Below are 17,939 nucleotides of genomic sequence, written 5' to 3' on the forward strand. Positions count from 1 at the left end.
AGAAAGTAAATGTTATTAAATCGTAATATGAAATGAAATTTTGAGAAAATATCAATAAATGGTTTGGAATGGTAGGATGGTGAAAAAATGGAGAGATTCGGAGACAACTTACATATGGTAGAGAACGAAATCCTCATCTATCAAACTGAAGATGGGCAGACGAAAATTGATGTTAAATTTCAAGATGAGACTGTTTGGCTTACACAGGCACAATTATGTGAGCTTTACCAAACCAGTAAATCTAATATCAGTGAGCATATTAAACATATCTTTGAAGAAGGTGAGTTAGAGGAAGCCGCAGTTGTTCGGAAATTCCGAACAACTGCGGCTGATGGGAAAAACTATAACACAATCCATTATAATCTTGATATGATTATTTCTCTTGGATATAGAGTAAAATCTAAAATTGCCACAAATTTCCGTCGATGGGCTACTGAACGATTAAAAGAGTACATGATAAAAGGCTTTACAATGGATGATGAACGATTGAAAAATCTGGGTGGCGGTAATTACTGGAAAGAGTTATTAGACCGTATTCGGGATATTCGTTCATCTGAAAAAGTGATGTACCGACAGGTACTTGACCTGTATGCAACAAGTGTTGATTATGACCCAAAGAGTAGTGAATCCATTGCGTTTTTTAAAATGGTACAAAATAAATTACACTATGCAGCACATGGGCACACGGCAGCAGAAGTTATATACGAGCGTGCGGACGCCAGTCAGCCTTTTATGGGATTAAAAAGTTTTTCTGGTGATTTTCCTGTATTGAAAGATATCAGTATTGCAAAAAATTATCTCAACGATGAAGAGCTAAAGATACAACTCATGTGGCTGGGATGGATATTGGATTTGGGGGAGCCTGGGAAGAACTGCAAAGGCTTATGCCCAATATGATTCTCACAGACCCCAATGCGGATATTACGAACGTGGTGGGTTGGATAGGGACTCTTAAAGATAGGTAGCTCTCTTATATTTTTGTCTGCCATACGCAGGATACGCTACTTGCAAGCAATCTCAATGATATGAGCAAGTACAACAATCTGAATCAAATCAAAAAAACAGACTTGCTTATGATAACATTATTGTTCAGCTATCAAAGGTAAATACCCGTTTCCAATATAAACGGATAAAAATAGGGGACGGCTTCTGAATTTGAAAACGATTGAAAGGCTTTCAATATTGTAGCCAATTCCTCCATAAGCGTCGCCTCTTTTCTTACCACATATAATTTGTATTCCCTTTCCGCCTATAGTATAATCCCGTCTTTGACAGTTAGAAGAGAAAAAAACGGCTACAAACCCAGTAAATATGGGAGGTGTAGCCGTTTCTTGTCTTGCATCGATATGTGCTATATTTCAGGTCTTTTTAAAATTTTTGTATTTTTAATGATTGTTCGCATAGAGGCTTTCGTAATGATCTCGTAATCCGTACGGAATCCAAAACTCTGATGCAGAGCATCTGTAAGTTCCGTGCGAGTATACGAAGGAATATAACTACTGGCAGCACTTAAAAAGGTCATATTCATGGCCCGCAGAGTTTGGATGATCTGGTCACAAGTGAATCTGTTCCCAATCTTTTTCTCTAAGAGCCGATAAATAATCAGGCTGATATAGCAAGTCATGAAATGGGCTTTGATCCGATCTTCTCGGCGGACAAATGCGGGACGGGAGCCGAGTTCATCTTTCATGATCCGGAAGTTTTCCTCTATTTCCCAACGCTGCTGATTAATCCGGATGATATCACCCACGTCTCCTTCCAGATTCGTCACTACTGCGTAGAACCCATCATACATTGCTTCTTTTTCTATCTGTTCCTGATCAAGTCCATACACTGTTTTTTCAGCAATCTCTCCATCTTTGGTAACAGTCGTACGTTTTACAAACCGCATAGGGTCATTTTGGTTTGTTCCTTTTCTCTTTTTTCCTGGTGAATCCAAGATCTTTTGTGCTCGTTCAATCTGACATTCCCGGAGCTTTCTCTGGTAAGCAGCATATTTCGGAGAATAGGTAACAATCAGTGTCTCATCCATATCTCCTGTTATAAGGGGATATTCCTTATAGTAAACGGAGTTATAGATTTCTTCATCTGTTTCATCCAGTGTACGAAGGTCGATGAACTTCTGTGCTCCTATCTTGCGGAACTGTGTGGGATTCATCGCTTCTTTTCGCTCTTCCGCCTTCATTTTTTTCAGGGAATGTGTGATTACATAAGCCCTGTGGTTGAAACTGTTGAAGCGGCGGTTGTTGTGAGAACCCAATCCACTGTCTGAACAGAAAATAAATTCGCTGCAGTTGAAATCCCGGATGATCTTTTGCTCTAACGGTTTTAAAGTGGTCTGCTCATTCTGGTTTCCGGGAAAAATATCGAAAGACAGAGGAATTCCATCCGCATCCATAAATAATCCCATGGTGACAATCGGATTTGGTCGGTGTTCTTTGCTTTTGCCGTATTTGCGTAGTTCATCTTCCTGCTCGATCTCGAAATAGAAGTTTGTGCAGTCATAGTACAGGATTTTTTTGTTCCGGGGATGGACAAAGTTGGAATTCCGGTATAACTCACTTTGTATAAAATCGGATTCTTCTGCAATAACAGAAAGGGCGCGGTAAACATCCTGCAAATGATACTTTGGTGGTTCCAGCAGAGTTTTGCAGTACTCATAGCTTTCACGTTTACTGGAAGGATGGAGAATGCGTGCATAGATCAGATCCGTAAAAACAGCGAGCAGGTCATACTGATACTTGTGACGACTTTTGATCGACCGACAGATCTTATCCAGCCGGAGCTCTGTAACCAGAGACTGGAGAAAGAGATATCCGGTATTAAAAAGGCGCTGTTCATTTTTTAGGATGCGAGCTCCTTGTGAAAAGTCCACTGATACTTTTCCATTTTTCAGATTATAAAGTTCGGTTTCTTTCTTTGCCTCGTTTCTGGCCCACGCCATCATCTTATCCTTATCATTGTCGAATTGTGCGAGGAGATCGTTCATCTTTCCCAATTTTTTATAGATATGGGAGGAAGTTTTTCCATTCTCTTTGCGGAAGGACTGATAAATATATACATCTTTGTTGTTTGCACTACCTGTGATATTTACGTACATAAAAAACCTCTTTTCTTTTTATTATATCACAACTAGCACAAACAAGCACTAATAAATTTAAAAAATTTGACAAAAAAAGTGCCTTTTTATAGGCATTGTAAGGTTTTTTTCTTTATTCAACTGTCAAACCCCCGTGAATTTGAAAACGATTGAAAGGCTTTCAATATTGTAGCCAATTCCTCCATAAGCGTCGCCTCTTTTCTTACCACATATAATTTGTATTCCCTTTCCGCCTATAGTATAATATCTTTATCATAATAGTGGCAAAAGGAGAGAAAAACGATGAACAAAATTGCAGAAGATATTATTTTTTTAAAAGACAATCTGGACAAAGGTGACCCGCAGTCTCTGGAGTCTATCAGAAAGAGAAATTGGGAAGAAGAGCGGAGTGCAAAAAATTATTGGGGGGGGTGCCGTACATCGCGGCACTGATTGTAGCCGTAATTTCTTTCTTTCCGGTGCGGAATTTTGCTGATGAAGTTCTTAGACTTTTGGACGGAACTATGTTGGCGCTGGCATTCGTGGGAATCGTATATGTATGCAATTACAGAAATCCGATCAGATACATTCTTTCTTCCATTTTGATTGTATGGGCGCTTGGTATCTACGATGCCTATCTGTGGTTTTATGATCCGATCGCGCCGAAGATTGCCGTCATAGCCGTCATAGCCGTTGTTATTGCGCTCATCGGCAACACGGTAAAGCGTAAAAAGAGGAAGACGCAGAAAAAACAAGTGCAAGTCAGAGAGGAAAAAGAGGACAAGCTGACCCAGAAGCTGCATCAGATGATGGAAATCGAATACCATCTGCATATAGCGCATTTAAATGATGCTATCGGGGAGAACGGCTGTTTTATGAAAGCGAAATCTCCGGAATATTATGCAGGCGGTATGAGCGCAGTCTGGGATATTGAGCGAAGAAGACGAAATGACAGAATTGCTTTTGTCAAGGCTTTCGACAGGGAACTTCAGTATCCGGCGGCACAGATTCCAGAAGAAAAAGAAGTCAACAGAGAAAAATTGTACGGAGATTTTCTTGTTTCCTCTGTTTTCGATGAGTCTGTCTGTAAGGCAGAACAGAAAGCCGGAATCCATTTGCGTCAGTTGCTTTTAAGTCGAGAAGAAACTTTGTACGTGAACAACGATAAGCGGGAAGCTTACCTTAAAATCCTTCGTAGCCTGCTTGCCGATATGCCGCAGCTAAAATTTAATGTAAACGCTGTTGCGGCTCTGGGTGAAAAGATTTTCGTCGGAGAATACATGTATGAGGAAAAGTACTGGCTGGAATTTCCGAATCTGAGAGCAGCAGCCTTGCCGGTTCTGCAGTCGCCGGCATTTAAAACGGTCGAGAGATTAAATCAAATCTATGAAGAAGAGTTGAAAGGTTTTAACGCTGACTTAAAGCGTACCTTAATCGGCGCAGATGGCGAGAGGGAAGTTGCAGAGACTCTCAACGATTTTGCTAAGCTTGCAGGTGCGGACAAAATGCGTGTTCTTGCCAATGTGCGCATGGAACCAGACGGAATGAGCTTGGAAAGTGATTTCATCGTGATTTGTCAGCACGGTGTGTTCGCGCTGGAAGTGAAGAATCTTGGCTCTACAGGATCCTATAATATTACCGTAGAAAAAGATGGTCTTTGGAAAAAGGTAATGAAAAATGGGCGCTGGAAGCAGATGCCGGATTCTATCAGCAGACAGAATGAAAGACATCTTATAGGCATTGAGCGGGTCATTAACACCAAGTTAAACAATTCGTCAGAACACTGGATTTCCGCTAAATCTTTAATCGTATTCGCCAACGCTGTGGTTGGAATCAGAAACTACTCCGATAATGTGATTATCCGAGATTCTGAAATCATGACAGAGATCCGAAAGCATCCAATCTGCTTAAATGAACAGCAGATTGCTGAAATTGCAGAGATTCTTCAGGCAGAGAGCCTGCCGGCAAAGAAGTACAAGATAGAAAACTGGATGACCAAACTGGTTCCGATTCATCTGGAGCTGGCACAGCGCACCCAGGAGTTGTACCCGTATCTGCAAGACTATATTGACATTATGACTGCTATCAATTATAAGATGAATCTGGGCGTATCTCTGCCCGATTATCAGGTAGCTGAGGAGAGTATTTCGCTTGCCGATGATGAGAGGGAATATCAAAAATCTGTAACAGAAATCGCAATGGAACAGAAAGCTGAAGAAGAGCGGAGGCAGGAAGCCATCCAGCGAGATCATGAAGCGGCGCAGCGCATAGAGGAAAGTCGTCGGGCACAGGCTGCGTATGATGATGAGATGAGTCCGGAGGAGCGCTACTTTAGCTTTGATGCCTATATGAAAGGCGAGACCCACAATATCTATTATCAGGACGGCAATAACAATAATAAGAAATAATCTATGATTGTAAAAGCCCAAGATTCTCAGCCTGAATCTTAAGCTTTTCCTAAATTGCCGGCAAAGTCCGGACGGAGGGTTAAAATACTATTGAGCTAGTTGTAATGCTAAAAAAGGAAGTAGAGCAGATCATGGAAGAAAGGTTACTAATCGTTGAAGATGACAAAAAATTAAATGAGGGAATACGTCTCGCCTTAAAGAATGATTCGTATATATTTTATCAGTGCAGAACCTTGCAGGAGGCGAGACAGATTCTAAATAAGGATAGTGTGACATTGATTTTATTAGATGTGAACCTGCCGGATGGAAACGGGATCGACTTTGTGAGAGAAATACGGAAAAACAGTCAAGTGCCGATCATCCTGCTTACTGTAAACAACATGGAAGTGGATATCGTAACAGGATTGGAAGCCGGAGCAAATGACTATATTACGAAGCCGTTTAGCTTGATGGTACTGCGCGCGCGAGTGGCTGTACAGCTGAGAAATAAAGAAATAATAAGTCAAGATCGTATAGTGTTGGATGCATTTGAATTTCATTTTGATAAAATGGAGTTTTTTAAAGATGGAGAGCCGATCGAGCTTAGCAAGACAGAACAAAAGTTGCTGCGAGTGCTGTGTGAAAACAGAGGAAAGATCTTGAAACGAGAATATCTGATCGATACAGTGTGGCAGGGAGATACAGAGTATGTGGATGATCATGCCTTGACAGTTGCGGTAAAACGGCTCAGAGATAAATTGGAAGAGGACGCGCAAATGCCTGCATATATCAAGACGGTCTACGGAATTGGTTATACATGGGCGGTGAAAGGATGACCGAAGAAATTTTATGTATTGTCGGAATGTTTGTCCTAATAGGAATCTTTTGGTACAGTGTTTTCTATCAGAGAGAAAAAAGGCTTTTGGATCGATTACAACAAATGCTGGATCATGCCATAGATGGAGAATTGGAATGTACAGAAATATCCGAAGAAAAATATTCCGTTCTTGAAAACAGCATGAAACAATATTTAGATACACATCTTTTGGAGAGGGAAAATCAGGAAGAACAAAAAGAAATTATACAGAGACTCATTTCCGATATTGCCCACCAGACACTGACACCTATTTCAAATTTGAAAATCTATGGGGAAATGCTCTCAGAGTCAAATGGAGAAAAGCAAGAGGAAATCTCTACCATTTTAGAGCAGACTGAAAAATTAGATTTTCTGATACGATCACTGGTGAAATTATCGCGAATGGAAAGCGGGATTATAGCAGTACATCCAAAAGCAGTGAGTACGAAACAGTTATTGGAGCTAATTTGGCGGGAGTTTGCAGCAAAAGCAAGGGAAAAGAATATTGGGTTGAAAATATGTGACACAGATTTGCATGTTGTCTGTGATCTGAAATGGACGGCAGAGGCATTGGGAAACATTGTGGACAATGCGATTAAATATACGCCAAATAACGGTATGGTTCAGATTAAAGTGGAGCAATATTCTTTCTTTGTCAGGATTGATGTGACTGACAATGGCATAGGGATAGAAAAGGAAGAGATACCAAAGATATTCGGACGGTTTTACCGGAGTTTGTCAGTGGCGGAACAGCCGGGAGTAGGAATCGGTCTGTTCCTCGCAAGAGAGATCATTCAAAACCAAAAGGGGTATGTGAAAGTAAAATCAGAGATAGGGAGGGGATCCACATTTTCTGTATTCCTTCCTGTATAAAGAACGTTAAGGTATACCCATCCGGGCATCCCGTAATACATGCCTTACAGGCGGACGTGCTGCGCACGGCAAGGTATACCCATCCGGGCATCCCGTAATACATGCCTTACAGGCGGACGTGCTGCGCACGGCAAGGTATACCCATCCGGGCATCCCGTAATACATGCCTTACAGGCGGACGTGCTGTGCACGGCAAGGTATACCCATCCGGGCATCCCGTAATACATGCCTTACAGGCGGGCGTGCTGCGCACGACAAGGTATCAGTATTGTGATATTTTGGAAACTAGTTGGAGACATTGTTATGTTATAGTCTGTATTGTAAAACGCAATACAGGCTTTTTATTTCATAGGAAACGTTGTTTTTATGTCATAAAAGTTTGTTGGGACTGCGCATTTTTATTAAACAGGGAGGAAGACATGTATATAGTAAAAGCAGTAAATCTACAAAAAATATACGGACAGGGAGAAACGGAAGTTCGAGCTCTTGATGGCGTGGATTTGGAAATAGAAAAGGGAGAATTCGCAGCGATTGTTGGAACATCGGGGAGCGGAAAGTCTACGCTGCTTCATATCATTGGCGGATTGGATATTCCGACATCCGGGCGGGTGATCGTCGATGGACAGGAGCTAAGTCATATGACAGATGAAGAACTTACCATTTTCCGGCGAAGGAATATCGGTTTTGTCTTTCAACAGTATAACTTGGTTCCGATGCTGAATGTGTGGGAGAACATTATTCTTTCTGTGAAACTGGATGGGAAAAAGATTGCAAAAAACTATGTGGATGAAATCATCGATATACTGGGAATTCAGTCGAAATTGGAAAATCTTCCAGGCGCTTTATCCGGCGGACAGCAGCAGAGAGTGGCGATTGCAAGGGCACTGGCGGCAAAACCTGCTATTTTGCTGGCAGATGAGCCGACCGGAAATCTGGATTCCAGAACCAGTCAGGATGTATTAGGACTTCTGAAAGTAACTAGCCGGCAGTTTCACCAGACGATCGTGATGATCACCCATAACGAGGAGATTGCCCAGATGGCAGATCGGATTTTACAGATCGAAGACGGAAAAATCGTTTCCGACAGCGGATTGATATAGCAGGAGGGCGATCATATGGTAAAAGTAGAGAATGAAGAGACGCTGCGGCTGCTGACAAAGCGTTTCATGAAAATAAATCGAGCCAGAAATATCATTGCGGTCATTGCAATTATGCTGACTTCACTTTTATTTACAAGTCTTTTTATGGGAAGTGCATCCATGATTCTTTCCAGAAGAGCAACGGAGATCAAGCAGTTTATGAATTCGGCGCATGCCAATGCACAGAATTTATCAGAAGAAGAAGCAAAGCGGCTGCAGCAGACAATAGAACAGAGTGAACAGGTAGAGAGATATGGAACGGGTATTTTCCTGGGCGCAGGGGTGGATGAGTGTTTTGGCTTTTCGGCAGAAGTCAGATATGCGGACAAAAATACGGCAGAAAGCTTTAATTGCCTGCCAACTACAGGGAGACTGCCGAAAGAAGAGAATGAAATTGCTCTCAGCAGTATTATATTGGAAGCGCTCGGTGTTGCACCAAAGATCGGTGAAGAAGTAACGATCACTTGGGAAGTGAATCCTACGCTTAAGAAATACCAGACAGATACCTTCAGGGTATGTGGTTTCTGGCAAGGGGATAAGGCGGTTTTAGGACAGATTATCTGGGTATCAGAAGCTTATGCACAAAAAGAACGCTATCCTGTGACGCAAAAAGAATTGGAAAACGGTATCTACAACGGCGGTAAGGAATATTGTGTCTGGTACAAGAACCTTTGGAATATAGAAAAAAAGACAGAAAGTCTGTCTAAGGCAGCTGGGTTTACGAAAGCGGGGACAGGAATGGAAGTGAATCCGGCATATAATCTTTTGGAGGAGGATTCCTTTTCGTTTTCTTCACTTATCGTAATGATTTTGCTCGTGATACTGGCGGGTTATCTGATCATTTATAATATCTTTAATATTTCTGTGAAAACAGACATTCGTGCCTATGGATTGCTGAAGAATGTAGGGACAACGGGAAAACAGCTGAAGAGAATTGTCCGCATGCAGGCGTGGCGGCTGTCGGCAGTCGGGATCCCGATCGGATTGTTTTGTGGGTATATTACAGGCGTCTGTATGGCTCCGTCGCTGACAGCAGATGCCGCGATCAGTGCAGAGGCAGAAAAGACGTCCCAGACAGTGATAGCAGCCAATCCATTGCTCTTTCTTGCCGCGGCGATCCTGACACTTTTGACGGTGTATCTCTCCAGTCTGCAGGCGTGCAAAATGGTGGAAAGAGTCTCCCCTGTTGAAGCTCTGCATTTGGCGGAAGGAGAGCAGACGCAGCGAAAAATAAAAAAGAATACTTCTGTATCCTGGTGGGGAATGGCAGTCCAAAATGTGTGCAGAAACTGGAAAAAGGGCTTTATCGTCATGCTTTCCATTGCTCTTTCTATGACAGTTGTAAACGGCATTGTCATGTTGGTACAAGGGTATGACTTTGATTCTTACAGAAAAGTATTCTTGGCATCCGACTTTCAGCTGGATCAGATGACCGGCAGTTTATCTAATACGAATTTTCATGGTATCACGCCGGAGATTAAAGAGATTTTGTATAAATGCCCCGGAAGTGAGAAAACAGGATATGTGTATTACTCCGAAGAAACACATACGATGGAACCGGAACTTCTGAAAACTTGGGAAACATTCGCAGATAAGTATGAAGAAAATTGGACCGATTATGAAAAGCAGATCTGGGAGGAGGCAAAAGTTTCTAATACAGTAAACGTACATTTTCTTGGAATCAGTGAGGCGGTGTTTGACAAATTGGAATGGAGAGGGGAAAAGTGCTCTTGGGATGCCTTCAAGAATGGTGACTGCGTGATCGTAGATTATGGGGATAAATATGCGGAACATCCGATTTCTTATTATCAGGCTGGGGATGTTTTTGAAATGGAGTACGCTAATGGCCAGAGTAAGGAGTATGAAGTCATCGGTGAAGCTTTGATGCCATATTCATTGGATTATCCATACGCTGATCTCATCTATATTACGGTATTGGTTCCGGAAGCGGAGTATATCGCCCGAACAGGAAATGAAGCGGCTATGTATGCTGCCATCGACGCAAAGAAAGGGGCGGATAAGCAGATAAAAGCATACATCGACGAAAATGTTTTGAAAGAAAATGATATGCTCCATGTTTTTTCGATATTGGATATGAAGGAGAGTTTTCAGCGGTTTGTCAGCAAATATTATATGATTGGCGGCTTCCTTGTAGCGATCTTAGCGTTTATCGGGATTATGAATTTCTTTAATACAACGGCGACTTCTGTTATAAGCAGGAAAAAAGAGCTGGCACTTTTGGAAGTCGTGGGAATGACGAAAAAACAGATCGCCAAAATGCTGATAGCGGAAGGGGGGATATATTTGGGAGGAGCATTTGTAATGGCGATCGTGTTGGTCGTGTTTGGAGCAGAGAAGATCTTAGCAAATACACTCGGTGCGGCATTTTTCTTCCGGATGCGTCTTACAATAACGCCATGCATTCTTATGCTCCCGATCTTAATGGGGATTGCCTATGTGATACCCAAGGTTCAGTTTAAAAAGATGAGCCGAGAAAGTATTGTTGACAGAATCCGCAAAGAATAGGCGCAGGCAAACTAGATCAAGTAAGATCAGAAGGGGATAACTTCCGGTATTTCAGAGGAGTTTCTCCTTCTCTTTTTTTAAACATCTGGATAAAGTGCGCCGTGTCAGAAAAACCGACCTGAGAGGAAATCGCCTCAATACTGTTGTTTGTTGTTTTGAGAAGACGTTTGGCTTCATTGATCCTTAATTGGATCAAGTATTCTTTTGGAGAGGAACCGGTATATTTGCGGAATTCTCTTGTCAAGTGCGTGCTGCTGATACCGAACTGTCTGGTCAATTGGCCGATCGTAATAAAATCAGATAAAGAGGACTTCATAAAGAGTATGATCTCTTCGATCACAGAAGGCTGTCCGGAATATGTCGGGGAGGAATCTGAGCCGACGAGAAGATCTGTCAACAAGATGTTGAACAGGCAGGATAATTTATATTCTGCGTAAGGCGTAAGCTTCTGTGTGATCTTCAGGATTTCGTACTGCATCATTTCAAAATTAGGACAGGAGGTGTCAGAGAATTTGACACTTCCTTTTTCTAAATATTTTTTGAATAGATGAGAAACCGGATTCCCGTGGAAATGCAGTACAGTACTTTTCCAATAGGTACTGTTGGTACGGTAATAGTGATGTTTATGGCAGTCGATAAAAAAGCCGTCCCCTTTTTTTAAAATATAGCTTTTCCCATTATATTCAAGGTATCCTTCTCCTTCCAGTGTATATCGGAGCTCATAAGCATGCAGACCGGAACGGTCGGTGTAATAAGAGGCGTCTTCTGTCAGGATGAGGAATGCAATCGGATAGATTAAATTGGCGCGAGCATTGCTGCTGATGATGAAATCAGATAACACCTGCGTTGTTCCTGATATGTGAAAGTGATCTGTCTGAAATTCTTTTAGCAGTGCCAGTCTGTCGGATGTCAGATGGTTGGAATTGCGGGCGTAGTAATCCTGGCGGTTTTTTTCGGATACAGATCCTTGTATGGTGATAAGCGGAAGTGACTGATAATTCATAATAGGCTCCTTTTAAATGGGTGAAAAATTATATTTTATGGGCTTTTACTCTATATCAATATAAAAAATATCCGGATATAATTAGAATATATCATATAAATTGGCCAAGAAAAAGATATGGGTAATAAATTATGCTATAAAGTACAAGGAGATAATTATGGGAAAAGAAGAAAAAGTAAAGGTCAGTCAGGGTGCGGCATTTGGAGCCGGAGCCATACCAAATATTTTGGCGAGTACGATTTTAGGGACATTTTTGACGATTTATCTGACAGATATCGCAGGACTGCCTGCTGCGCTGATAGGTACTGTGATCTTGCTTTTGCGTATTACGGATGGGATCAGTGATTTTATCATGGGATATGTGATCGACCACACAAAGAGCAGGTGGGGAAAGGCAAGACCCTGGCTTTTAGTAGGCGCTCTGGGTGTAGCGGTTTTGTTGGTTCTGCTCTTTCAGGTTCCGCAAAATATGTCTATGGGTGCCAAAATCGTCTACTTTGTGATCGCATATTTTAGTCTGATGACAGTATTTGTTACAATAAGCGGCGTTTCAATGGCGACGATGCTTCCGTTGGTAGAAAGCAACAGAAAAAAGCGAAATATCCTGGGTGCTGCGGAGATGGCGGGAACGATGATCGGCGGTATCCTGGCAACGACCGTTACCTCCGTATTGTTGAAACAATTTGGCTATACGCAAGAAGGCTACCGGAATACCATGCTTGTCTATGCAGCGGTGATCCTGCTCACAGGAGGATACAGTTTCTGGAAATTAAAGGAGCGGACAGAAAATAAAGACAGCTGTGAAGAAGAAGATAAACCGCAGGCTAAAATGTCTGTAAAAGACGCATTTGTGGGATTAAGTAAAAATAAATATTTCTTTTTTGCCACAGGCGCAGGGCTGCTGGTAAATTTGCGAAATGGTATCATCAGTGGGATTGGGATTTATTTTTGCAGGGATGTATTGGGGGATATCGATGTATTTACCTTTATGACATTGGTTATGCTGCTTCCGGTAATACTTGCGCTTCCGATAGCCGTTTCTTTATGCAATAAATATGGAAAATATAAGACGTTATGTGTGGGAAGTTGTTTTACGGTAGTGGGTTCTGTCGTAGTACTAGTGAGTGTATATTTCCCCAGACCAAGCGCAGCGCTGCTTCTGGTCGGAATGGGAATATGCGGAGTTGCGGGTTCTGCATTTTCTGCATGTTTTCAATCGCTTTTGGCGGAAGTATGTGATTATGGAGAATGGAAGACGGGTATGAAGATGGAAGGCATCATTTTCAGTTCTACCAGTATAGGAAATAAAGCCGGAGCCGGACTGGGGGCGGCGATTTTAGGATGGCTGCTCGCGTTTGCGGCGTATGACGGGCAGCTTGTGGCGCAGAGCGCTCATACGATCGCGGTGGAAAAAGCGGCAATGGCATTTTCGCCGCTTGTGTGCAATCTGCTTATTTTATTGTGTCTGAGTCTGTGCAATCTGGATAAGATCATGCCGGAAATTCAGAAGACATTGCGAAAGGAAAAGAATGACAGATCATGAAAATATGGAAAGAAAAGTTTATAGAGCCGGAATTAGACATCTGTACAGAGGAGGAACAGCCTGCCTCCTATATCAGAAAGGTTTTTGTGATTGAAAAACCGGTTAAACAGGCACAGTTGGAGATAACGGCATTAGGAGTATATAAAGGATATCTCAATGGAAAAGAATTAGATGAGCAGATGCTGCTGCCGGGATATACGGATTATAAATACAGAGTCCAATATCAGAAATATATTGTGACGGATAAGCTTCAGAGAGGAGAAAATGTACTGGCGGCAGCAGTCGGCGATGGATGGTACCGGGGCTGCCTTGGGATAGGCAGCAAGCGAAACAATTATGGGACAAAACTGCAGTTTTTTTGTCATCTTGCTATTGTGTATGAAGACGAGACTAAAGAAGAGATATATTCGGATGAAAGTTTTCGCGCTACGCAGACGGGTCCTATCCGGGAAAATAATATAAAAACAATCGAGCGGTATGATGCAACGAAAGAATTAGACGGATGGGATCGCCCCGGATATGACGACAGCAGATGGCACGGTGTCAAAAAGAGCTCTTATCATGGAAATCTGGAAGAAGCACATGGGGAAAAGATATTGCCCCATGAACGGTTTACACCGCAGGTCTTGCATACGCCGGATGGAAGTACAGTGTTGGATTTCGGACAAAATATGGCGGGATATGTACAATTTACAGTTTCCGGAAAGGCAGGACATACAGTCTGTCTGACGATGGGAGAGGTGTTGGATAAAAACGGCAACTTTACTATGGAGAATCTGGCCGCGGAAGGGGCGTCGCTTATCAGCGGGGAAGTAGGACAGCGCTTGGAATATATTTTAAAAGACGGGCGACAGGTTTACCGCCCCTTTTCTTTGATCAGCGGCTTTCGGTATGTGCGTCTGGAAAACTGGCCTGAAGAGATTAGAAGGGAAAATTTTCAGGCGAGAGCCGTGTATTCAGATCTTCCGTTTGTCGGAGATTTTTCCTGTTCTAACGAGTGTATCAATCAACTAGTCAAAAATGTACGTTGGAGTCAGAAATCGAATTTTGTAGATATACCGACAGATTGTCCCACACGGGAGAGAAGCGGATGGACTGCAGATATTTCGGTGTTTGGAGAAACAGCCTGCTATCTGTCAGACACGAGAAAATTCCTGAAAAAATGGCTGGTGGATTATCAGCTGGAACAGGGAGAAGATGGGAATCTGCCCTATGTGGTACCGGAAGGCGGAAAGCCGGGCAGGCAAAGAGGATGCATGGGATGGTCGAATGCCGTTTCAAATCTGGCATGGATCTTATATCGCTTTTACGGAGATCAGCAGATTCTGGAAGAGGTCTATGATACAGTAAAGCGATTTGTGGAGTTTAACATAAAAAGAGCATCTGAAACAAATCCATTTTTCTTCTTCAAGAGAGGGAGACATCGGAAATATATCATTGAAACAGGATTTCATTACGGAGAGTGGCTGGAGCCGGGAACGGCTATGTATAAAGACTTTTTCAAAGATTTGCTGTTCCCGGATACAGAAGTTACGACGGCGTGGTTTTACGAGACGGTAAAACAGCTGGCAGACATGGCAGAGCTGCTGGATAAAAAAGAAGATTTAGAGAAGTATCATAATTTACAGAAAGAGATACAAGAAGCATATCAGAAAGAATTTTTGAAAAAGGGGACGATTCGTTCCAAGAGACAGTGCAGATATGTACGTCCGATAGCGATGGGACTGCTGACAGATAAACAAAAAGAAGAAGCACTGATAAAGCTGAATGAAATGTGTGTGCAGAATCAGTACAGAATCGGAACCGGCTTTTTGACAACCTATCAGATTTTGTCTGTTCTGGCTGATGGAGGATATGTCGAAACGGCATATAGAATGTTGGAAAACACTAAACAACCCGGATGGCTGTTTGCGGTAACAAAAGGAGCGACAACGACATGGGAGAATTGGTATGGAATCACAGAGGACGGAAGTTCGATAGATTCTCATAACCACTATGCACCCGGCGCAGTTGTGGCTTGGCTGTTTTCGCGCTGCGCAGGGATTGTGCCAATAGAACCGGGGTTTAGGAGCATACGGATCAGACCGCTGCCTGGCGGCAGTCTGACATTTGCCCGGGCGAAGTATCAGAGTGTAAGAGGGGAGATCCTATCATCATGGGAAAAAGACGAAAAAGAATTCCATTTGCATGTAGAAATCCCGGAAAAAGTAAAAGCTGAAATTATTTTGCCAAATGGCGAGGAAAAGCATGTTATTGGAGGAATACATGATTTTATATGCTTGCACAAACAAAGAGGTGATGAAAGGAATGCCGCATGTTAAAAATAGCAGAACTTCAAATACAGCACCAATGCGTCCGTTCACAGATTATCGAGTTTGTGTTACGGAGACAGGAAGAAGAGGCGAATAGGTATTTGGCTGTTAGTAAAGTATAAATACAAATTACAATACCGGAACATGGCAAAACAGAAAAAACAGAGATTTGAACGAGAAAAGTCGCAATATTGACGAAAGACGGACTCAAAGCTATAATGAACATGTGTAATCCAGATCGTGCCATGGAGGTGGAATATGGGAGAAAAAAATAGTACATGGTTAACGCCGGTTCCGAAACAATCCTTATCGAAAATGGTCGTTGAAAAAATTAAAGAAGCACTTATTAATGGGGACATTAAGCCTGGAGATTTTCTGCCTTCTGAGACAGAATTGGCTGAATCTTTGGGAGTGGGAAAGTCAAGTGTGCGTGAGGCAATCAAGATGCTTGAGGCATTAGGCGTTGTGCAGATTTGTAAAGGAAATGGAAGCCGTGTCAGAACTTGTGTACATGCGTCTATGCTGAATCCTTTGATTTTTCAGCTGATATTGAATAGTAATGAAGAACGTCAGGCACAATTGGTAGAATTTAGAAAGATGATTGAGATTTCAGCAAGCTTGTTGGCAATTGATAATGCCACAGAAGAGGATATTGCAAAATTACGAGAAATACACGAACAGTTTAAGTCGGATTTTAATCGTGGAAAAGCAACGGTGGATAAAGATATGAAATTTCATAATGTAATTTATGAGAGCACACACAATCCATTTGTAGTGAGTATTGGCGTCTGCATTATGGAGCTGTTCCATCCGTCTCTTGTGATTGCAAATCGAGATTATTCGAAAATTGTTACCGATAATCATGAACAGATTTTGGCTGCACTGGAACAACGCGATAAAAAAGCAATGGAGACGGCAATACGTGATGCATTGGACGCATGGAGCAGTCTGGCGTTGACGGCTACATTAAGCAAGTAGTGTAAAGCAAAATATTTCTTGTAAATCATGAAAAAGATTCTTAGGTCAAAAATAAGAGACTAGGAATCTTTTTTTGTTTGTGCAAAATGTATAAAAAAATCTATATATATTGGGGAAATAGTTGAAATACAACAAAAACATTGACTTCATATATGCCTGGTGGTATTATGACATCAGATAGCAGTCATCAGATGACTAGCGGCATAACAAAAAGAAAAGGAGAAGGAACTATGGCTAATATTTATTATGACGAGGATGCAGATCTGGGATTAGTAGTTGACAAAACAGTTGCAATTATTGGGTACGGAAATCAGGGACGCAGCCAGGCGTTAAACATGAGGGATTCAGGTGTAAAGAATGTGATAGTAGGAAGTCGGCATGATGAATCTTATGATCAGGCAAATGCAGATGGTTTTATGGTGTATTCTATTGCAGAAGCAACTAAAAGAGCAGACATTATTTTCTTGCTATTACCTGATGAGGTTGCACCGGAAATTTATGAAGAACAGATAGCGCCGAACCTGGAGCCGGGAAATGTTTTGAATTTCGCATCAGGGTATAATATTACATTTCATCGTATCAAACCTGCAGAAGGCTTAGATGTTGTTATGGCAGCGCCCCGTATGATCGGAAAAGGTGTTCGTGAATTATATGAAAGCGGCGAAGGATCACCGGCATTCGTTGCAGTTCATCAGGATGCATCCGGAAAGGCTTTGGAATATGGAAAAGCTCTTTGTAAAGCGATCGGAGCAACAAGAAAAGGTGCGATAGAAGTGACATTTGACGATGAGACATGTTTGGATCTTATGGCAGAGCAGGGAACGTGGCCGATTATTTACAATGTATTTGTCGAGGCATTCAAATTACAGGTAGAGATGGGACATCCGGAAGAAGCAGTACTTATGGAAATGTATCTGTCAAAAGAGCCGGCAGTTATGATGGAAAAAGCAGCAGAGGTAGGCTTCTTCCGCCAGCTTCCATTCCATTCACATACCAGCCAATATGGACAGCTGGTCGGATTCCAGGATGTTGACACAACAGAGATCAGAAAATTCTTAAAAAATCGCTATGACAGAATTAAAGGCGGAGAATTTGCAGAAGAATGGGATAGAGAACAGCATGATAATCATCTCTCAACACTAAATAAGTTGGAAGAAGATGCTTTTAACTGTGAATTTACAAAGGCAGAAGATCGGCTGAAAGCAAGATTAAAATAATGGTTGAGAGATATTTGGTTATATGA

General features: G+C 42.1%; 12 protein-coding genes and 1 pseudogene. 11 read left to right on the plus strand and 2 right to left on the minus strand.

Annotation, left to right across the window (positions count from 1 at the left end; all coding sequences use genetic code 11):
- Positions 1-87: 87 nt before the first annotated feature.
- A pseudogene (gene rhuM / locus BN3282_RS01440) lies at positions 88-861 on the plus strand (RhuM family protein); the annotation flags it as partial.
- Between the two features lie 490 nt (positions 862-1,351).
- Here the strand turns inward: rhuM and BN3282_RS01445 are convergent.
- Positions 1,352-3,100 carry an IS1634 family transposase gene (locus BN3282_RS01445; RefSeq protein WP_059066375.1) on the minus strand — a complete coding sequence of 583 codons (1,749 nt, stop codon included), beginning with the start codon at positions 3,098-3,100 and terminating at the stop codon, positions 1,352-1,354.
- A 282-nt stretch (positions 3,101-3,382) separates the two neighbouring features.
- On the opposite strand from BN3282_RS01445, the gene BN3282_RS15170 reads away from it, so the two are divergent.
- The 6 genes from BN3282_RS15170 to BN3282_RS01470 all read left to right on the plus strand — a co-directional run bounded on the left by BN3282_RS15170 (position 3,383) and on the right by BN3282_RS01470 (position 10,860).
- Positions 3,383-3,532 (plus strand): hypothetical protein, encoded by a 150-nt coding sequence (locus BN3282_RS15170; protein ID WP_205408507.1) that lies wholly within the window; start codon positions 3,383-3,385, stop codon positions 3,530-3,532.
- A gap of 26 nt (positions 3,533-3,558) precedes the next feature.
- Positions 3,559-5,487: a nuclease-related domain-containing protein gene (locus tag BN3282_RS01450; protein ID WP_205408508.1), complete on the plus strand. Its 1,929-nt coding sequence runs from the start codon at positions 3,559-3,561 to the stop codon at positions 5,485-5,487.
- Between the two features lie 131 nt (positions 5,488-5,618).
- The gene (locus BN3282_RS01455) at positions 5,619-6,302 is read left to right on the plus strand and encodes a response regulator transcription factor (RefSeq protein WP_059066852.1); all 684 of its coding nucleotides are present in this window, start codon (positions 5,619-5,621) and stop codon (positions 6,300-6,302) included.
- Complete coding sequence (locus BN3282_RS01460) at positions 6,299-7,195, plus strand: sensor histidine kinase (RefSeq protein ID WP_059066377.1); 897 nt, start codon at positions 6,299-6,301, stop codon at positions 7,193-7,195. Before BN3282_RS01455 ends, BN3282_RS01460 begins: the two co-directional genes overlap by 4 nt.
- Positions 7,196-7,614: 419 nt before the next feature.
- Positions 7,615-8,295 carry an ABC transporter ATP-binding protein gene (locus BN3282_RS01465; protein WP_059066378.1) on the plus strand — a complete coding sequence of 227 codons (681 nt, stop codon included), beginning with the start codon at positions 7,615-7,617 and terminating at the stop codon, positions 8,293-8,295.
- A 15-nt stretch (positions 8,296-8,310) separates the two neighbouring features.
- Positions 8,311-10,860: an ABC transporter permease gene (locus tag BN3282_RS01470; RefSeq protein ID WP_059066379.1), complete on the plus strand. Its 2,550-nt coding sequence runs from the start codon at positions 8,311-8,313 to the stop codon at positions 10,858-10,860.
- 16 nt (positions 10,861-10,876) lie between these two features.
- Here the strand turns inward: BN3282_RS01470 and BN3282_RS01475 are convergent, their stop codons facing one another.
- Positions 10,877-11,863: an AraC family transcriptional regulator gene (locus tag BN3282_RS01475; protein WP_059066380.1), complete on the minus strand. Its 987-nt coding sequence runs from the start codon at positions 11,861-11,863 to the stop codon at positions 10,877-10,879.
- Between the two features lie 157 nt (positions 11,864-12,020).
- Here BN3282_RS01475 and BN3282_RS01480 point away from each other — a divergent pair, with 157 nt between their 5' ends.
- The 4 genes from BN3282_RS01480 to ilvC all read left to right on the plus strand — a co-directional run bounded on the left by BN3282_RS01480 (position 12,021) and on the right by ilvC (position 17,913).
- The gene (locus tag BN3282_RS01480) at positions 12,021-13,406 is read left to right on the plus strand and encodes an MFS transporter (RefSeq protein WP_059066381.1); all 1,386 of its coding nucleotides are present in this window, start codon (positions 12,021-12,023) and stop codon (positions 13,404-13,406) included.
- On the plus strand, positions 13,403-15,727 hold the full coding sequence (locus BN3282_RS01485; protein ID WP_059066382.1) for a family 78 glycoside hydrolase catalytic domain: 2,325 nt from the start codon (positions 13,403-13,405) through the stop codon (positions 15,725-15,727). Before BN3282_RS01480 ends, BN3282_RS01485 begins: the two co-directional genes overlap by 4 nt.
- 249 nt (positions 15,728-15,976) lie before the next feature.
- The gene (locus BN3282_RS01490; protein WP_059066383.1) at positions 15,977-16,696 is read left to right on the plus strand and encodes a FadR/GntR family transcriptional regulator; all 720 of its coding nucleotides are present in this window, start codon (positions 15,977-15,979) and stop codon (positions 16,694-16,696) included.
- 230 nt (positions 16,697-16,926) lie between these two features.
- Positions 16,927-17,913 carry a ketol-acid reductoisomerase gene (ilvC, locus tag BN3282_RS01495; RefSeq protein ID WP_059066384.1) on the plus strand — a complete coding sequence of 329 codons (987 nt, stop codon included), beginning with the start codon at positions 16,927-16,929 and terminating at the stop codon, positions 17,911-17,913.
- Positions 17,914-17,939 lie beyond the last annotated feature (26 nt).

This window comes from Mediterraneibacter massiliensis (genome assembly GCF_001487105.1).
GTDB classification, from domain to species: Bacteria; Bacillota; Clostridia; order Lachnospirales; family Lachnospiraceae; genus Mediterraneibacter; species Mediterraneibacter massiliensis.

Bases quoted from the DNA above. Each gene is read 5' to 3' on its own strand.
- BN3282_RS01445 (WP_059066375.1), bottom strand. From the start codon at position 3,100: ATGTACGTAAATATCACAGGTAGTGCAAACAACAAAGATGTATATATT.
- BN3282_RS15170 (WP_205408507.1), top strand. From the start codon at position 3,383: ATGAACAAAATTGCAGAAGATATTATTTTTTTAAAAGACAATCTGGAC.
- BN3282_RS01455 (WP_059066852.1), top strand. From the start codon at position 5,619: ATGGAAGAAAGGTTACTAATCGTTGAAGATGACAAAAAATTAAATGAG.
- BN3282_RS01460 (WP_059066377.1), top strand. From the start codon at position 6,299: ATGACCGAAGAAATTTTATGTATTGTCGGAATGTTTGTCCTAATAGGA.
- BN3282_RS01465 (WP_059066378.1), top strand. From the start codon at position 7,615: ATGTATATAGTAAAAGCAGTAAATCTACAAAAAATATACGGACAGGGA.
- BN3282_RS01470 (WP_059066379.1), top strand. From the start codon at position 8,311: ATGGTAAAAGTAGAGAATGAAGAGACGCTGCGGCTGCTGACAAAGCGT.
- BN3282_RS01475 (WP_059066380.1), bottom strand. From the start codon at position 11,863: ATGAATTATCAGTCACTTCCGCTTATCACCATACAAGGATCTGTATCC.
- BN3282_RS01480 (WP_059066381.1), top strand. From the start codon at position 12,021: ATGGGAAAAGAAGAAAAAGTAAAGGTCAGTCAGGGTGCGGCATTTGGA.
- BN3282_RS01485 (WP_059066382.1), top strand. From the start codon at position 13,403: ATGAAAATATGGAAAGAAAAGTTTATAGAGCCGGAATTAGACATCTGT.
- BN3282_RS01490 (WP_059066383.1), top strand. From the start codon at position 15,977: ATGGGAGAAAAAAATAGTACATGGTTAACGCCGGTTCCGAAACAATCC.
- ilvC (WP_059066384.1), top strand. From the start codon at position 16,927: ATGGCTAATATTTATTATGACGAGGATGCAGATCTGGGATTAGTAGTT.